This window comes from Sphaerisporangium sp. NPDC005288 (assembly GCF_040607475.1).
GTDB classification, from domain to species: Bacteria; Actinomycetota; Actinomycetes; order Streptosporangiales; family Streptosporangiaceae; genus Sphaerisporangium; species Sphaerisporangium rhizosphaerae.
Genome location: NZ_JBEXGT010000024.1, coordinates 44,311 through 59,737, shown reverse-complemented (window position 1 = coordinate 59,737; position 15,427 = coordinate 44,311). Strand labels below are relative to the sequence as shown.

Sequence of the window (15,427 nt, the reverse complement as noted above, 5' to 3'; positions counted from 1 at the left end):
AGCCCGGACCGCCGGAACCGCCGGCCGAACGGTGTGGCGAAGAGCGTCTGACGGGACGGCGAGGACGACCGACGGGGCATGCGACGAACCGGTACGCGGATCGCCGAAGCGCCGCCCGGACGGTGTGACCGGGACGGCGCCGGAGGGCACGGCAAGGACGGCCCACGGGATGCCGGACGGGACGGCGAGGACCGCCGACGGGGTGGCGGCATGGCAGGCCGAGCGGGCAGGGCAGGGCAGGCGGGGTGGCGCCGCACGATCGTCACCGAGCTGCGGCCCGGGAGGGCTGGCGGCCAAACGCTTGCTGGTCTGTAATGGCGCAATGGTTCCTTCGACCACGGCGACTCCCGTCACGGCCGTCCCGCGAAGCGTCCGGCTCGGTTACGGTGTGGGCTCGTTCTGCACCGCCACCTTCAGCGCCATCCCCGGCCTGCTGCTGCTGTTCTACATGACCAACATCCTGGCGGTCCCCGCGCTGCTGGCCGGCGTCGTGGTCTTCGCCCCCAAGGCGTGGGACCTGGTCATCAACCCGCTGGTCGGCCAGTGGTCGGACCGCACCGTCTCCCGCTGGGGCCCGCGGCGGCCCTGGCTGCTGGCCGGCGCGGCGATCCTGCCGGCGGCCTTCGCGCTCACCTTCTCCGGCCCGCCGCTGACCGGCACGCCGGCGGCCCTGTTCGTCGGCGCCTTCTTCCTGCTGGCCGCCACCGGGTACGCGTTGTACGAGGTGCCGTTCAAGGCGATGCCCGCCGAGATGACCGGCGACTACCACGAGCGCACCTCGCTGCTGCAGTGGCGCATGATCTTCGTGGCGCTCGCCATCGCGCTGAGCGGCATCATCGCGCCCGCCATCGCGGCGCACTCGCTGGACGGCTACCGCACGATGGGCATCGCCTTCGGGGTGCTGCTGCTGCTGTCCATGCTGGCCTCCTTCCTCGGCACGGCCAAGGCCCCGATGACGGGCGCCGTCGAGCCGGAGTCGAGCCTGCGCACCCAGCTGGCCGCGGCGCGGGCCAGCCGTCCGTTCATGTGGCTGCTCGGCCTTTCCAGCGCCCAGACGCTCGCGGCCGGGGTGATGCTGGCCGGCGCCCCGTACTTCGCCTCGTACATCGTCGAGGACGTCTCGGCCACCAGCACCCTGTTCGCCGCACTGGTGGGGCCCATGCTGATCACCATGCCGCTGTGGGTGTGGGCGGCGCGCAAGATGGACAAGCGGGGCGCGATGCTCCTGGCCGGCGCGCTGTTCCTCGTCGGCGGCCTGGCGGTCGCGCTCACCCCGGTCTTCGGCGCGCTCTACGCCCACCTGGCGACGCTGGTGATCGGCGTCGGGTACGCCGGCCTGCAGCTCCTGCAGTTCTCCATGCTGGCCGACGTGATCGCCCACGACTCGGCACGCAGCGGCAAGCGCAGGGGCGGGGTGTTCACCGGCCTGTGGACGGCCGTGGAGAGCGCGGTGGCCGCGCTCGGCGCCGCGGTGGTCGGCGTGGTGCTCGCGGCGGGAGGCTTCGTCTCCTCCGACCCCGAGCACCCGGTCACCCAGCCCGGCAGCGCGCTCACCGCGATCATCCTGGCGCAGGCCGTCATCCCGGCCGTCATCGTCGGCCTCGGCATCTGGATGACGGTCAAGTACGACCTCACCGCCGACGACCTGGCCAAGGCCGGCACCGCCGAGCCCGCCACCGCGGACGGCACCGCCTCCCGTGGCACCCCGGCCTGACCCGGCCTGCTGGTCGACGGCCCCTGCCCCGTGTGCGAGGGCAGCGGCCGCGGCCCTTGCGCCCCGCGCCCGGCGAGCCGGCCGCCTCAGGTCGTGCGGCGAGGCGGTGTGACCCGGGCTCGGGTGAACGCCGCGGCGACCAGACCCGCCAGCAGGGGCAACGCGACCACCAGCGCGGCGATGGAGCCCCATGGAACGGTGATGGGGTTGTAGACCCGCACTCGGTGCGCGATGGACGTCGACTCCATGGCGGCCACGCCGAGGGACAGACCCGCGACCGTGCCGGCGGCCATACCCGTCACGGCCACGAACCACGCCTGCCCGAGCGTCACCAGCCGCCGCAGGCCGGGCGGCGCGCCCACCGCGCCGAGCGTGGCCAGGTCCGGCCGGGCGTCGGCCACGGCCAGGCCGGTGGCGGCGAACGTCCCGCCCAGGACCAGGACGACGGCCGCCCCCGCCAGGACCAGCAGCGTGACCTCCATCGGGTTCACCGGGCCCCGCTCGACGTAGACGTAGACGCCGGACCGCCATGCCTTCGCCAGGCTCTGGATCTTGTCCACCTCCTCCGGCGTCACCCGGTGGCGGCCGGGGTCGACGACGAACCCCGCGAGCCGCGGCCGGAAGCCGAGCTCCGTCGCCGTCCGCGTCGGCACCAGGACGTCGGTGACGGCGGCGCGAACCGCGCGCACCTCCACGGCCGGCACGCTGACCTCTCGGGGCTCACCGCCGAGCACGCGCAGCCGCACCGCGCCCGCACGCACCGCGCCGGGCCGGAACACCAGGACCTTGCCCGCCGCCAGGGCGGCCGCCGCTCGGGGGTCGTCGCGGCCGGCGAGATAGCGTGCCAGGTCGGGCCCCCCGATGCGGGAGGCGTTGCCATCGTACGGGCTTCCGCACTCCGTCCTGATCGCGCAGTCGGCGAGCTGCATCCCGTAGGCGTCCACGTTGTCCGCGGGCCGGTACACCTCGGCCAGCGGCACTCCCGGCAGCGCGCTCCGCAACGCCGCGCGCACGCGTTCGGCCCGCTCGTCCGTCGGCTGGCCGATGTCGACCGTCAGTGCGCCGGCCACCTCCTGGGGGTGGTAGTCGTGCAGCCAGCGTGTCTCCGCGCTGGCCGCGGCGATCATGCACCCTGCCAATCCGGCCGTCGCGGCGGCCACGGCGGCGACCGCCGGGGCGGTACGTCCCCGGTTGCGCACCGCGTCCCGCGCGGCCAGCCGGAATGGCAGCGGCAGGCAGGCGGCGAGCCGGCCCGCGACCCGCACCAGCCATGGGGTGAGCAGGACGAGCCCCACCATCGTGCAGAGCGCTCCGGTCGCGAGGCTGAGGTCGCCCAGCAACGAGATGACGCGGCGGTTCGTTCTCCAACCAAGAGTGATCACGAAGCCGGCGGCGACGAGCGCGAGGCCGGACAGAGGAAGGCCGTTCCGGACTCGGGCCTGCGCCGGCCGTCCGGCCAGCGCCGCGACGACGTCGGCGCGGGCGGCCCGCCGGGCGGGCACCACCGCGGCCGCCACCGCGCTGCCCAGGCCGAGCACCGCGGCCGCGGCGACATAGCGGATCGGCACCTCGTACGGTCCGGCGACGGCGCCGTTCACGCTCTCCAGGATCGGGACGGCGGCGCGTGCGGCGGCGAGACCCGCCGCCACGCCGAGCACCGTGGCGACACCGCCGAGCACGAACCCGTCGGCGAGCACGATGGACCGCAGGTGGCGGGTGGAGCCGCCCTGCGCGGCGACCAGCGCCAGCTCGCGGCGGCGGCGCCGGATGCCCACCGCGAACGCGGGGCCGGCCAGCAGGACGATCTCCAGCACCACCATCGTCACGACCAGCCCGCCGACGGCCAGGTCCACGGGTCTCATCCTCGGAGCCGACCGGATGCGCCATGAAGTCCCGGAATCCCTGCCGGTCACCACGGCGCGCGAGGTCACCGACAACCCCTCGGCGTTCAACCGCCGCACGTCCTTCCATCGCACGGGCCCCGGCGTGTCCACCAGCCATTCGACCGCCCGCTCGCGCGCCTCGGGCGCGGGGAGCGTGACCACCACGTCGAGGTCGAGGCGGTCGGCGTCGTCCACGACCCCGACGACCGGATGGTCGGTGGCCGAGCCGGACAGCCGGATGCGCGACCCGAGCGGAGCGCCGTGCCGGGCGAGCCAGGAGGACACCACGACTTCGTCCGGGTTCGCGGGGAACCGCCCCTGCCGGAGCGGATAGAGACCCCGAGTCAGCGGGTCACGCAGGTCGAGCTCGACCACCCTGGTGGGGTCGAGAGCAGGGCCCGCGTAGAGCTCCCGTCCGGGGGTGATCGGCACAATGCGGCTGCCCGGAGGCAGCAGTGCGGCCAGCCGGTCCGTCGTCACCGGCCGCGCCTTCTGCGCCGCCCTCGCATCCTTGAGTGTCCAGAATCGCCCCGTATCGTCCTGCTGCACCGGCCGGCCCGGCGCCCTGGCGACGATCCGCGCGTCCGACCTGCCCAGGTCGCGGTCCAGCCGCTCCCGAGGGGTCAGGTCGAAGGTCACGAGGAGGACGGCCATCGCCGTGACCGCCAGGACGGGCAAGCCGATCATGATGATGACCAGGGCGCTCCTGCCCTTGAACCGCCGGGCGTCCCGCCAGGACAGCCGCAGGGCCGCTCGCAGCCCGCTCACGCGCGACCTCGTCCGTCCGCCGCTCCCGCGATCATCGGCCGTGCCCCCGCCGGCGCCGCCCTGTCCGGCCACGCGATCATCCCCGCCCGGCACGTTCGCACGGTCATCGCCGCCTGGCGCCTTCGCCGGGTCACCCCCGTCCGGCCCGACCACGCCGTCTCCGCCGCCCCGCGCGTTCACGCGGTCACCGCCGCGGTGCTGTCGGCGATCACGCCGTCGCGCAGGAAGACGACGCGGTCGGCCCAGGCGGCCAGGCGGGGCTCGTGGGTGACCAGGAGGACGGCGGCTCCCGCATCGCAACGGGCGCGTAACAGGGCCAGGATGTCCTCGCCGGTCGCCGAGTCGAGGGCGCCGGTCGGTTCGTCGGCGAGCAGCAGCCGCCGCTCCCCCACCAGCGCGCGGGCGATGGCCACCCGCTGGCGCTGCCCGCCGGAGATCTCGTCGGGAAAGCGGTCGGAGACCTCGGCCACGCCCACCTCGCCGAGCACCTCCACCGCTTCCTGCCTGGCCTGGCGGGCGCGGACGCCGTCCAGCTCGCGCGGCAGCATGACGTTCTCGGCGGCGGTCAGCGAGGGGATCAGGTTGAGGTCCTGGAAGACGTACCCGACGTGCCGCCGTCGCAGGCGCGCCAGTTCACGGGCCGACAGCGCGCCGAGGTCGGCGCCCTCGACGGTGACGTCACCGGCCGTCGGGCGGTCCAGGCCGCCGGCGACGTTGAGCAGGGTGGACTTGCCCGATCCGGACGGACCCATCACCGCGACCAGTTCACCGGGGGCGACCTCCAGGCTCACGTCTCTGAGGGCGTGCACGGCTCCGGCGCCCTTGCCGTGGATGCGCGCCACGCCGGTGAGGCGGACGACGCGGTCAGTCGTCATTGGTGGTCTCCTGAGAAGTGGCGGGTACGGCCTCGGTGGTCTCCGGGGAACCGGCGGACACGACCGTTTCCCGTGATGTGGCGAGCACGGTCTCGCAGTGGTCGAGCCAGCGCTGCTCGGCCTCGGCCTGGAAGATCATGGAGTCGAGCACCAGCCGCTGCGCGGTCCCGGTCACGGCGCGCTTGGCACGGGTGAGCTCCTGCAGGGCGCGCATGGTGGCGGTGCGCTGGGTCTGGACGACCCGCCGGACGTCGGCCGCGGGCGCGGTGACCGCCATCGCCAGCTTGATCACCAGCTCGTCCCTGGGCCGGTCGGCCTGGGCGATGGGGGTGGCGAACCACCGGTCCAGCTCCGACCGGCCCTTGTCGGTGAGCGCGTACACGACGCGTCCCTGGTCGTCCTGCTCGCCCGGCGCCACCATCCCGTCGCGCTCCATGCGCGAGAGCGTCGTGTAGACCTGGCCGATGTTGAGCGGCCAGGTCGCCCCCGTGGACGCCTCGAACTCGGCGCGCAGTTGGTAGCCGTACCTCGGCCCCTGTGACAGGAGGGCGAGCAGGCCGTGCCTGATGGACATGAATACCGAGTATGCATACTCGGTATGCCCGCCGCAACAGATCCCGCATAATCTGGACACCTCACCGTTGCCAGCCTGATACTCGGGACATGAGCTCGACGCACCCGCCTGTGCGCGCCTCCGATGGGGACCGCGATCGCGCCATCAACGAGCTCCGCGATCACGCCCTCGAGGGTCAGATCTCGCACGACACCTTCCTCGGACGGGTCGACCGCGCGCTACGGGCCCGCAGCCAGGTCGAGCTCACCGATCTGGTCTCCGACCTTCCGCCGTCCGGGCGGTGGCGCCGCCGGTTGACCGAGGCCGTGGCCTCGGTGTCCGACCTGACCACGCGCATCGAGACGGCCTGGCGCCGCCCCCGGCTGCCCCGGCTGGCGCTCCCCGCCGACAGCCGCACCCGCTACGTCGTGGGCCGCGGCTCGGAGTGCGACCTGGTGCTGACCGACCTGACGGTCTCGCGCGTGCACGCCGAGCTGCGCCGCGAGACCGAGTCGTGGCTGCTGGTCGACCTCGGGTCGCTCAACGGCACGCGGCTGAACGGCTGGCGCCTGGTCGGCCCGGCCCGCGTCCGTGAAGGCGACGAGATCTCCTTCGGCGAGTGCGCCTTCGTCCTCGCCCCCCCGGTGGCCTGACCTCCTTCGTTCACCGACCGGCGCCGCGCTGCGGGCGGCGCCCGTACACCGAGGCCGAAGGCCGCATCGACCGATCACGGCCAAAAGAAACGGGCGAGTCTCCCAGAGACCCGCCCGTTCGTCCGTTCCGCGGAATACGAGTAATCGATCGACCTGCGAGCGCACGGCAGAGGCCCGCAGGTCGATCACGCCGTGTCGGCCTCCTGGTCAGCGGCACGTGCCCAGGAATGCCTTCGGCAGATCAGGAAATCAGGAACTTCTCGTAATCGCCGACGCTGTCCGCCCGGGCCCGGAGCATGGCGTAGCCCCCACCCGTGTAAGCCAGCTCAGCGCTCACGTACTTCCCATTGACCAGGGACTTGATGGTGTAGTAACCCTGCGCCTTGTTGTGCACGATCTGGAACTTCTCGAACGAAGCGACACTGGTCGCGCGTGCCCGCAACATGCCCTTGTCCGCGCCCGTGTAGTTCTTCTCGGCACTCACGTAGCGCTGGGCGCCATACGAATAAAGCGTTTGGTAGCCGTCCTGTGGGCAGATCGAGAACTTCTCCCAGGCTCCGGCACCTCCCGACCGCGCACGAAGCTGACCGAATACATATCCGCCGTATTCCACCTCGGCGGCGACGTACTGGTTGTTGGCCTTCGACTTGATCGTGACGTCGGCGCAGCTGTCGTCGCCGAGGTCCCAGTCGGGAATCGTGCGCCTCTGCTGCACGACGGTGGCGGTGTCGGCGATCGCCGCGGGCATCGCGGCCATCATGACCGGCCCCGCCACCGACACCATGCCGAGCGCGGCGATGACATTTCTGAGCTTCATTTTCCTGCTTTCTCTGGTCTTTCCGCATGATCGGCCGGCTGCACGGCCATGCCGGCAGCCGCCCGTTCTGACCTGGCACCGCGCACGATCCACCAGCGGCCGCCCCTGAGGAGTCGGCCACGTACGGCCCCCGCCTTTGCCGCTGCAGACGATAGGAAGAACCACGGCGAGCGGTATGCGTAATTCTGCACAGATAGCATGTGATCAGCGCCACAGAAGCAATGAAGTAAGGCATTCATAAATCTTCGCTCGCCATCAACCGATGGCCGGGAATCGAATTCACTTTCCGTCCGGTGGCCGATGTCCGATCACTCCGGCGGATATCCGCCGCCGGGCACGCGACGCATCATCCGCCCGTCTCCGCCCTCGACCTGCCCCCGTTATCGCGTGCCCGCCGTGCGGGCTTCTGCTACCGTGACCGGCATGAAGCGCGCTGGTTCGACGACGACGCCGAGGAGTGTCCCGGCGCGCTGACAGCTGACTCTCAGTCCGAAGCCCCGGGGCGAGTGCCCCGGGGCTTCGCCGTGTGGTCACCCGCCTCGACACCCGCGAGGAGACCACGATGCAGATGCACGACCACCGCAGACTCGGCCGAGAGCTCGGCCTGTTCGACACCGACCCGCTGATCGGCGCGGGGCTGCCGTACTGGCTTCCGGACGGCGCGGCCGTGCGGCACGCCCTGGAGGAGTACATCCGCGGCGCCGAGCGCCGGGCCGGCTACCGGCACGTCTACTCCCCCGTGCTGGGCAAGAGGGAGCTGTACGAGATCTCCGGGCACTGGTCCCACTACAGCGACGACATGTTCCCCCCGATGGACCTGGGGGGCGAGCAGGTCGTGCTGCGGCCGAGCCTGTGCCCGCACCACGCTCTGATCTACCGCTCCCGGGGGCGCAGCTATCGCGACCTGCCGCTGCGGATGGCCGAGCTGGGCGGCATGTACCGCTCGGAGCTGTCGGGGGTGCTGGGCGGGCTCACCCGCGTCCGGGCGATCCAGCTGAACGACGCGCACATCTTCTGCACCCTGGACCAGGTCGAGGAGGAGGCCGCGGCGGCGCTGGCGATGATCGTCAGGGCCTACCGCGCCCTCGGCATCCGCCCGGCCCGCTATCGGCTGTCCCTGCCCGGGCCGGGCGGCAAGTACGTCGCGGGCGCCGAGCTGTGGCGGCGCTCCACCGACCTGCTCGTCGGCGCGCTTTCGGCCTCCGGCCTGGACTACGAGGCCGTCGAGGGCGAGGCGGCGTTCTACGGCCCCAAGATCGACGTCCAGATCGCCGACGGCGCCGGCCGTGAGTCCACTCTGTCGACCGTCCAGGTCGACTTCCACCAGCCCGAGCGGTTCGACCTGCACTACGTCGGCCCGGACGGCGCCCGGCACCGGCCGGTCATGGTGCACCGCAGCATCATCGGCAGCGTGGAGCGGGCCGTCGCCCATCTCATCGAGGTGCACGGCGGCGCCTTCCCCGCCTGGCTCGCCCCCACCCAGCTCACCGTCCTGCCGGTGTCGGAGGCCGAGGCGTCCCGCGCCGCCGGACTGCTGCGCCGCTGCGCCGAGCTGGGGCTGCGCGCCGAGGTCGCCGGGCCCGAGCACGGCAGCCTGGGCGCCCGCGTCCGGGCCGCCCGGCTGGTGCCCTACCACCTGGTGATCGGCGCCAGGGAGGCCGCCCGCGACGAGGTCGCCCCGCGCCTGCGGGACGGGCGCCGCCTGGACGCGCTGCCCGCCGCCGAGATGCTCGCCCGGGTGCGCGCCCTGGTCGAGGCGCACAGCACCGATTTGTGGGACGACGCCGCCGCCCCGGACGACCAGGGCGTCCGCCCCTGACACACCGGCGCCGACCGTCCGGGCGGCGGCGCCGGGTTTGCGAGGATATGAGATCACCGGGTGGACATACGTAGGTTTCCGTATTGTCGGCCGGAGCGGTGTTGTCGATGATCCCCCCAGGCCGAGCCCTCATGGAGGCACCCCGTGCACAGACGTAGACAACTCACCACATTGCTGGCAGCCGCCGCCCTGACGGCCACGCTGACGCAGGCGACCGGAGGCGCGCCCGCGAGCGCGGCCGACCCCGCGCCCGGCGTGGCCGACCTCACCAAGGACATCGACCAGGTCCTCAGCGCGTCCAACCTGGTGGTGGCCCGCGCCGGGGTGGTGGTCAAGAGCGCCGCGACGGGCGAGCAGCTCTACGCGCAGGACGCCGGGAAGATCTTCCTGCCCGCCTCCAACACCAAGCTGCTCACCTCGGCCGCCGCCGTGGACACCCTGGGCCTGGACTACCGCTTCACCACCAGCGTGCTCGGCACGGGCCGAAAGGCGGGATCGGCCCTCACCGGCGACCTCTATCTCAAGGGCACCGGCGACCCGACCATGCTCGCCGCCGACTACGACGCGCTGGCGGCGAAGGTCGCCGGCGCCGGCGTGAAGCTCGTGACGGGCCGGCTGGTCGCCGACGACACCTGGTTCGACGACGTGCGGCTCGGCACCGACTGGGCCTGGGACGACGAGCCGTACTACTACGCGGGCCAGATTTCGGCGCTCACCGCCGCACCCGACACCGACTACGACGCGGGCTCGGTGATCGTCTCGGTGGCACCCGGCGGCGCGGCAGGCGCGCCCGCCAAGGTGACCACGACACCCGAGACCGACTACGTCAAGATCGAGAATCACGCCACGACCGGCGCCGAGACCGACGTCGTGGTGAACCGCGTGCACGGCACCAACACCATCGTGATCACCGGCACGGTCGCCGGCGCCTACGACGAGTGGGTGGCCGTCAACGACCCCACCGGGTACGCCGCCTCGCTGTTCCGCAAGGCGCTCGCCAAGCACGGCGTACGCCTGCTCGGCCCGACCACGCGCGGCGCCGCGCCCGAGGGGGCCAAGGCCCTGGCCACCCGCGAGTCGATGCCGCTCTCCCAGCTCCTGGTGCCGTTCCTCAAGCTCAGCAACAACATGCACGCCGAGATCCTGACCAAGGCGATGGGCCGCAAGGTCTCCGGCAAGGGCACCTGGGACGCCGGGCTCGCGGTCACCACCGCCTTCGCCAAGGCCAACCGCGTCAAGAACGTGCGCCTGCGCGACGGCTCGGGCCTGTCGCGGCTGGACGGGGTCACCCCCGGCGAGCTGACCGACTACCTCATCGCGCTGCGCGCCAAGCCGTGGTTCACCACCTGGTACGACGCCCTGCCGATCGCCGGCAACGCCGACCGCTTCACCGGCGGCACGCTGCGCAGCCGCATGGCGGGCACCGCGGCGGCGAACAACGTGCACGCCAAGACCGGCTCGCTCACCAGCGTCTCGGGCCTGTCGGGCTATGTGACCAGCGCCGACGGCGAGCCGCTGGTGTTCTCGATCATCACCAACAACTACCTGACCGGCAACCCCAAGCCGGCCGTCGAGGACGCCATCGCCGTACGCCTCGCGCAGTTCAAGCGCGACGCTCCCGTCGACACCCCCGCCCAGCTCAGAACCGCCACCCCCACCACCCCCGACGACCCCGCCCGCGAATGCTCCTGGCTCAAGCCCACCCCCTGCTGACCTGACCCTCGCCGCCCCCGGTGGCGAGAATGCGGACGCACTTCCCATCCCCGCCCGCAGAGTAGGTGCTCCCGGGCCCGGCCCCCACGGGCCGGGCCCGAACAAGGCGACACCAACGGGTCAAGCAATGACTTTCATGTTTCCATAGAGTGGTCAAGTGAACACGGATAGTGTTCACGTCATGCCAACGAGAGAACATCAGATCTGGCTCGAACTCATACGAGAGCGCCCGTCCCTGGCGGCCGACCTGCTCGGATGCGTCCAGTCCGACGCCGTCCCCGTCTTCGCCGAGGCCCGCGTGACCTGACCGAGCACAAACCCACCGAATACCGCGCCGACACCGTGGTCACCCTGCGTACCGAGAGCGAGACCGACCCCGAAGAGACCGCCATGGCCGTCATCGTCGAGGTGCAATGCGGCAGGGACTACGCCAAGCCATGGAGTTGGCCCGCGTACCTGGCCACCCTCCGTGCCCGGCTGCGCTGCCCGGTCGTACTGCTGGTCATCAGTCCCGAACGCAAGATCGCCCGATGGTGCGCCCAGCCCATCGCCCTCGGACACCCAGGATTGGTGTTCACACCGCTGGTGCTGGGCCCCGACGAGATCCCGACGATCATCGATTCGCTACAGGCGCGGGCCAACCCGGAACTGGCCGTCCTGTCGGCGATGATCCACGGTGATGGCCCGGCCGGCGAGAAGATCTTCACGGCGATGCTGGAAGGGCTCGAGCACATGGAGTCCGACCAGGCGCAAGGTTATATTGACGAGGTGCTGGCCATGCTCACGGTAGGGGCCCGCGAGATTCTGGAGGAGATGATGGCCACCGGTACACGCGAGTACAAGAGCGTCTTCGCTCGCGGCTACTACGGGAAGGGTAAGGCCGAGGGTCTCGCCGAGGGTCTCGCTCAGGGGGAGGCGAGGGGCGAGGCCAAGATGTTGCTGCTCGTGCTGGACGCGCGGGGGATCACGCTGTCCGAGGACCAGCGAGACGAGATCCTCGAGTGCTCCGACCCTGTGCGGATCGAGAAATGGGGACGACGCGCCGCCACTATCGACTCCATCGACGAACTGTTCGCCTGAGACTCCCAGAACGACAGATCGCCCGAGCCGGAGGGCGGCTCGGGCGATCACTTGTCGGTGTGCGGGTTACTTCTCCTTGAGCCAGCTCATCATCGGGCGGAGCTTGGCGCCGGTCTGCTCGATGGGGTGCTGGGACAGCTCCTCGCGGTACTTGCGGAAGTTGCCCTGGCCGCCGTCGAACTCCTCGACCAGCTCGCGGGCGAAGGCGCCCGACTGGACCTCGCCCAGGATGCGCTGCATCTCCTTCTTGGTCTCGGAGGTGACGACGCGCGGGCCGCGGGTGTAGCCGCCGAACTCCGCGGTGTCGGACACCGACCAGTACATCTTGGAGATGCCGCCCTCGTACATGAGGTCGACGATGAGCTTCATCTCGTGCAGGCACTCGAAGTAGGCGACCTCGGGCTGGTAGCCCGCCTCGACCAGCGTCTCGAACCCGACCTTGATCAGCTCGGAGACGCCGCCGCACAGCACGGCCTGCTCGCCGAACAGGTCGGTCTCGGTCTCCTCGGTGAAGGTGGTCTTCAGCGCGCCGGCGCGGGTGCCGCCGATGCCCTTGGCGTAGGACAGCGCGAGCTGCCAGGCGTTGCCGGTCGCGTCACGCTCGACGGCGACCAGCACCGGAACGCCGCGGCCGGCGGTGAACTGGCGGCGCACCAGGTGGCCGGGGCCCTTGGGGGCGACCATCGCCACGTCGACGCCCTCGGGCGCCTCGATCAGGCCGTAGCGGATGTTGAGGCCGTGGCCGAAGAACAGGGCGTCGCCCTCGACCAGGTTCGGCGCGACGTGCTCGGCGTACAGGTGACGCTGGATGTGGTCCGGCGCGAGGATCATGATGAGGTCGGCCTCCTCGGCCGCCTCCCCCGGGGTGACGACGCGCAGGCCGTCGTTCTCGGCCTTCTCGCGGCTCTTGGAGCCCTCGGGCAGGCCCACTCGCACGTCGACGCCGGAGTCGCGCAGCGACAGCGCGTGGGCGTGGCCCTGGCTGCCGTAGCCCAGCACCGCCACGTGCCGGCCCTGGATGACCGACAGGTCGGCGTCGTCGTCGTAGAAGATCTCAGTCACTAGCTTGCCTCTCATGGATTCTTACGGCTCGCGCCCGCAGGGCTCACGCGCTGCGGTCCAGGGCCCTGAGCGAGCGGTCGGTGATGGAACGGGCGCCGCGGCCGATGGCCACCATGCCCGACTGGACGAGCTCTTTGATACCGAACGGCTCCAGCACCCTGATGAAGGCGTCGAGCTTGTCCGGCGTGCCGGTGACTTCGATGGTCACCGCGTCCGTGGCCACGTCCACGCAGCGGGCGCGGAACAGCTGCACCAGTTCTAGCACGTTGGAACGGGTGTCGGCGTCCGCGCGGACCTTGATGAGCGTGAGCTCCCGCTGCACGGACTGGGAGGGGTCGAGCTCCACGATCTTGATCACGTTGACCAGCTTGTTGAGCTGCTTGGTGACCTGCTCCAGCGGCAGCTCGGCGACGTTGACGACGATGGTCATGCGCGAGACGTCGTCGTGCTCGGTCGGCCCGACCGCCAGGGAGTCGATGTTGAAGCCGCGCCGGCTGAACAGCGCGGCGACCCGGGCCAGGACGCCGGGCTTGTTCTCGACGAGAACCGACAGCGTGTGGCGGCTCATGCGTTCCCTCCTGCGAAACCGGTGGATGGTCCGTGGGCCCGTGCGCTCATGACTGCTCCTCGTTGTCCCACACGGGAGCCAGGTCGCGAGCGAACTTGATCTCGTCGTTGCTGGTTCCGGCGGCGACCATGGGCCACACCATCGCGTCCTTGTGCACGACGAAGTCGATGACCACGGGCACGTCGTTGATCTCCATGGCCTTGCGGATCGTCGCGTCGACGTCCTCGGGACGCTCGCACCGCAGTCCCACGCAACCATAGGCGTCGGCCAGCTTGACGAAGTCGGGGATGCGGCGCGGCGACTGCAGGTCGGTGTTGGAGTAGCGCTCGTTGTAGAACAGCGTCTGCCATTGACGGACCATGCCGAGGTTGCCGTTGTTGATCACGGCCACCTTGATCGGCACCCCTTCGAGCGCGCAGGTGGCGAGCTCCTGGTTGGTCATCTGGAAGCAGCCGTCGCCGTCGATCGCCCACACCGTGGCCTCGGGCTGCCCCATCTTGGCGCCCATCGCCGCCGGCACCGCGAAGCCCATCGTGCCCGCGCCGCCGGAGTTGATGAACGTGCCCGGGTTCTCGTAGCCGATGAACTGGGCGGCCCACATCTGGTGCTGGCCGACGCCGGCCACGTAGTAGGCGTCCGGCCCGACCAGCGCGCTGAGCCGCTCGACGACGTACTGCGGCGCGAGCGAGCCGTCGTCCGGCGTGTCGTACCCGAGCGGATAGGTCTTGCGGTAGCCGTCGAGCACCGCCCACCAGGCGGTGTAGTCGCCGGAGCGGCCCTCGGCCTGCTCGTGCTTGATAGCGCCGAGCAGGTCGGTGAGCACCTCGCGGCAGTCGCCCACGATCGGGACGTCCGCGTGGCGGTTCTTGGAGATCTCCGCCGGGTCGATGTCGGCGTGGATGATCTTGGCGTGCGGGGCGAAGGTGTCCAGCCGGCCGGTCACCCGGTCGTCGAAGCGCGTGCCGAGCGCGATGAGCAGGTCACTGCGCTGCAGGGCGCCCACGGCGGCGACCGTGCCGTGCATGCCCGGCATGCCCAGGTGCAGGTCGTGGCTGTCGGGGAAGGTGCCCCTGGCCATGAGGGTGGTGATCACGGGGATGCCGGTCAGTTCGGCCAGTTGCAGCAGCTCGGCCGAGGCGCGGGCCTTGTGCACGCCCCCGCCGACGTACAGCACCGGCCGCTTGGCCTCGGCCATGAGGCGCGCGGCCTCTCTGATCTGCTTGGAGTGCGGCCGGGTCACCGGGCGGTAGCCCGGCAGGCGCATGACGGGCGGCCAGGAGAAGGCGGTCGTGGCCTGCAGGGCGTCCTTGGAGATGTCGACCAGGACGGGGCCGGGCCGGCCCGTCGAGGCGATGTGGAAGGCCTCGGCGATGGTGCGGGGAATGTCATCGGCGTCGGTGACCAGGAAGTTGTGCTTGGTGATCGGCATGGTGATGCCGGAGATGTCGGCCTCCTGGAAGGCGTCCGTGCCGATCAGCGGCGCCGCGACCTGTCCGGTGATCGCCACGATGGGCACCGAGTCCATGTACGCGTCGGCGATGGCGGTCACCAGGTTCGTGGCGCCCGGCCCGCTGGTCGCCATGCAGACTCCGACCCGGCCGGTCGCCTGGGCGTACCCCTCGGCGGCGTGGCCCGCGCCCTGCTCGTGGCGTACGAGGACGTGCCTGACCTTGGTGGAGTCGTAGAGCGGGTCGTAGGCGGGCAGGATCGCGCCGCCCGGGATCCCGAACACCGTGTCGACCCCGACCTGCTCCAGCGCCCTGACGAGGGCCTGCGCACCTGTCATCTCTTCGGTCATCGGCTCGTTTCCTTGCGTGGCTGAGCTGGGCTGTGGCCATAAAAAATGCCCCGCTCGCCGGAGAGGCGATGCTGGGGCTGCGCGCAGGCTGGGGACTCTTCGTCAGCGACCCGCGCGCCGGCGA

At 71.3% G+C, this 15,427-nt stretch carries 13 protein-coding genes; 6 read left to right on the top strand and 7 right to left on the bottom strand.

The window, feature by feature from the left end:
• Nucleotides 1-322 precede the first annotated feature (322 nt).
• Nucleotides 323-1,714 carry an MFS transporter gene (locus tag ABZU32_RS22825; RefSeq protein ID WP_354924860.1) on the top strand — a complete coding sequence of 464 codons (1,392 nt, stop codon included), beginning with the start codon at nt 323-325 and terminating at the stop codon, nt 1,712-1,714.
• 86 nt (nt 1,715-1,800) lie between these two features.
• Here ABZU32_RS22825 and ABZU32_RS22820 read toward each other — a convergent pair whose 3' ends face one another.
• The 3 genes from ABZU32_RS22820 to ABZU32_RS22810 all read right to left on the bottom strand — a co-directional run bounded on the left by ABZU32_RS22820 (nt 1,801) and on the right by ABZU32_RS22810 (nt 5,814).
• A complete protein-coding gene (locus ABZU32_RS22820; RefSeq protein ID WP_354924858.1) occupies nt 1,801-4,365 on the bottom strand; it encodes an ABC transporter permease in 2,565 nt (854 codons plus the stop codon).
• 176 nt (nt 4,366-4,541) lie between these two features.
• Complete coding sequence (locus ABZU32_RS22815; RefSeq protein ID WP_354924856.1) at nt 4,542-5,240, bottom strand: ABC transporter ATP-binding protein; 699 nt, start codon at nt 5,238-5,240, stop codon at nt 4,542-4,544.
• Nucleotides 5,230-5,814: a PadR family transcriptional regulator gene (locus ABZU32_RS22810; protein ID WP_354924854.1), complete on the bottom strand. Its 585-nt coding sequence runs from the start codon at nt 5,812-5,814 to the stop codon at nt 5,230-5,232. The genes ABZU32_RS22815 and ABZU32_RS22810 overlap by 11 nt, the downstream gene beginning before the upstream one ends.
• An 89-nt stretch (nt 5,815-5,903) precedes the next feature.
• On the opposite strand from ABZU32_RS22810, the gene ABZU32_RS22805 reads away from it, so the two are divergent.
• On the top strand, nt 5,904-6,446 hold the full coding sequence (locus ABZU32_RS22805; RefSeq protein ID WP_354924852.1) for a DUF1707 and FHA domain-containing protein: 543 nt from the start codon (nt 5,904-5,906) through the stop codon (nt 6,444-6,446).
• 241 nt (nt 6,447-6,687) lie between these two features.
• Here the strand turns inward: ABZU32_RS22805 and ABZU32_RS22800 are convergent, their stop codons facing one another.
• On the bottom strand, nt 6,688-7,263 hold the full coding sequence (locus ABZU32_RS22800; RefSeq protein ID WP_354924850.1) for a hypothetical protein: 576 nt from the start codon (nt 7,261-7,263) through the stop codon (nt 6,688-6,690).
• A gap of 526 nt (nt 7,264-7,789) precedes the next feature.
• Between ABZU32_RS22800 and thrS the strand changes: the two genes are divergently transcribed.
• The 4 genes from thrS to ABZU32_RS22780 all read left to right on the top strand — a co-directional run bounded on the left by thrS (nt 7,790) and on the right by ABZU32_RS22780 (nt 11,875).
• Nucleotides 7,790-9,082: a threonine--tRNA ligase gene (thrS, locus tag ABZU32_RS22795; RefSeq protein WP_354924848.1), complete on the top strand. Its 1,293-nt coding sequence runs from the start codon at nt 7,790-7,792 to the stop codon at nt 9,080-9,082.
• Nucleotides 9,083-9,226: 144 nt separating this feature from the next.
• Nucleotides 9,227-10,795 (top strand): D-alanyl-D-alanine carboxypeptidase/D-alanyl-D-alanine-endopeptidase, encoded by a 1,569-nt coding sequence (dacB, locus tag ABZU32_RS22790; protein ID WP_354924846.1) that lies wholly within the window; start codon nt 9,227-9,229, stop codon nt 10,793-10,795.
• A gap of 181 nt (nt 10,796-10,976) precedes the next feature.
• Nucleotides 10,977-11,102 (top strand): hypothetical protein, encoded by a 126-nt coding sequence (locus ABZU32_RS22785; RefSeq protein WP_354924845.1) that lies wholly within the window; start codon nt 10,977-10,979, stop codon nt 11,100-11,102.
• 35 nt (nt 11,103-11,137) lie between these two features.
• Nucleotides 11,138-11,875: a hypothetical protein gene (locus ABZU32_RS22780; protein ID WP_354924843.1), complete on the top strand. Its 738-nt coding sequence runs from the start codon at nt 11,138-11,140 to the stop codon at nt 11,873-11,875.
• A gap of 66 nt (nt 11,876-11,941) precedes the next feature.
• On the opposite strand, the gene ilvC is transcribed toward ABZU32_RS22780, so the two are convergent.
• The 3 genes from ilvC to ABZU32_RS22765 are packed head-to-tail and all read right to left on the bottom strand — an operon-like array spanning nt 11,942 to nt 15,390.
• A complete protein-coding gene (gene ilvC, locus ABZU32_RS22775; RefSeq protein ID WP_354924841.1) occupies nt 11,942-12,952 on the bottom strand; it encodes a ketol-acid reductoisomerase in 1,011 nt (336 codons plus the stop codon).
• 28 nt (nt 12,953-12,980) lie between these two features.
• On the bottom strand, nt 12,981-13,505 hold the full coding sequence (gene ilvN / locus ABZU32_RS22770) for an acetolactate synthase small subunit (protein WP_354847308.1): 525 nt from the start codon (nt 13,503-13,505) through the stop codon (nt 12,981-12,983).
• 46 nt (nt 13,506-13,551) lie between these two features.
• Nucleotides 13,552-15,390, bottom strand: coding sequence for an acetolactate synthase large subunit (locus ABZU32_RS22765; RefSeq protein ID WP_354924949.1), 1,839 nt, complete (start codon nt 15,388-15,390; stop codon nt 13,552-13,554).
• Between the last annotated feature and the right edge of the window lie 37 nt (nt 15,391-15,427).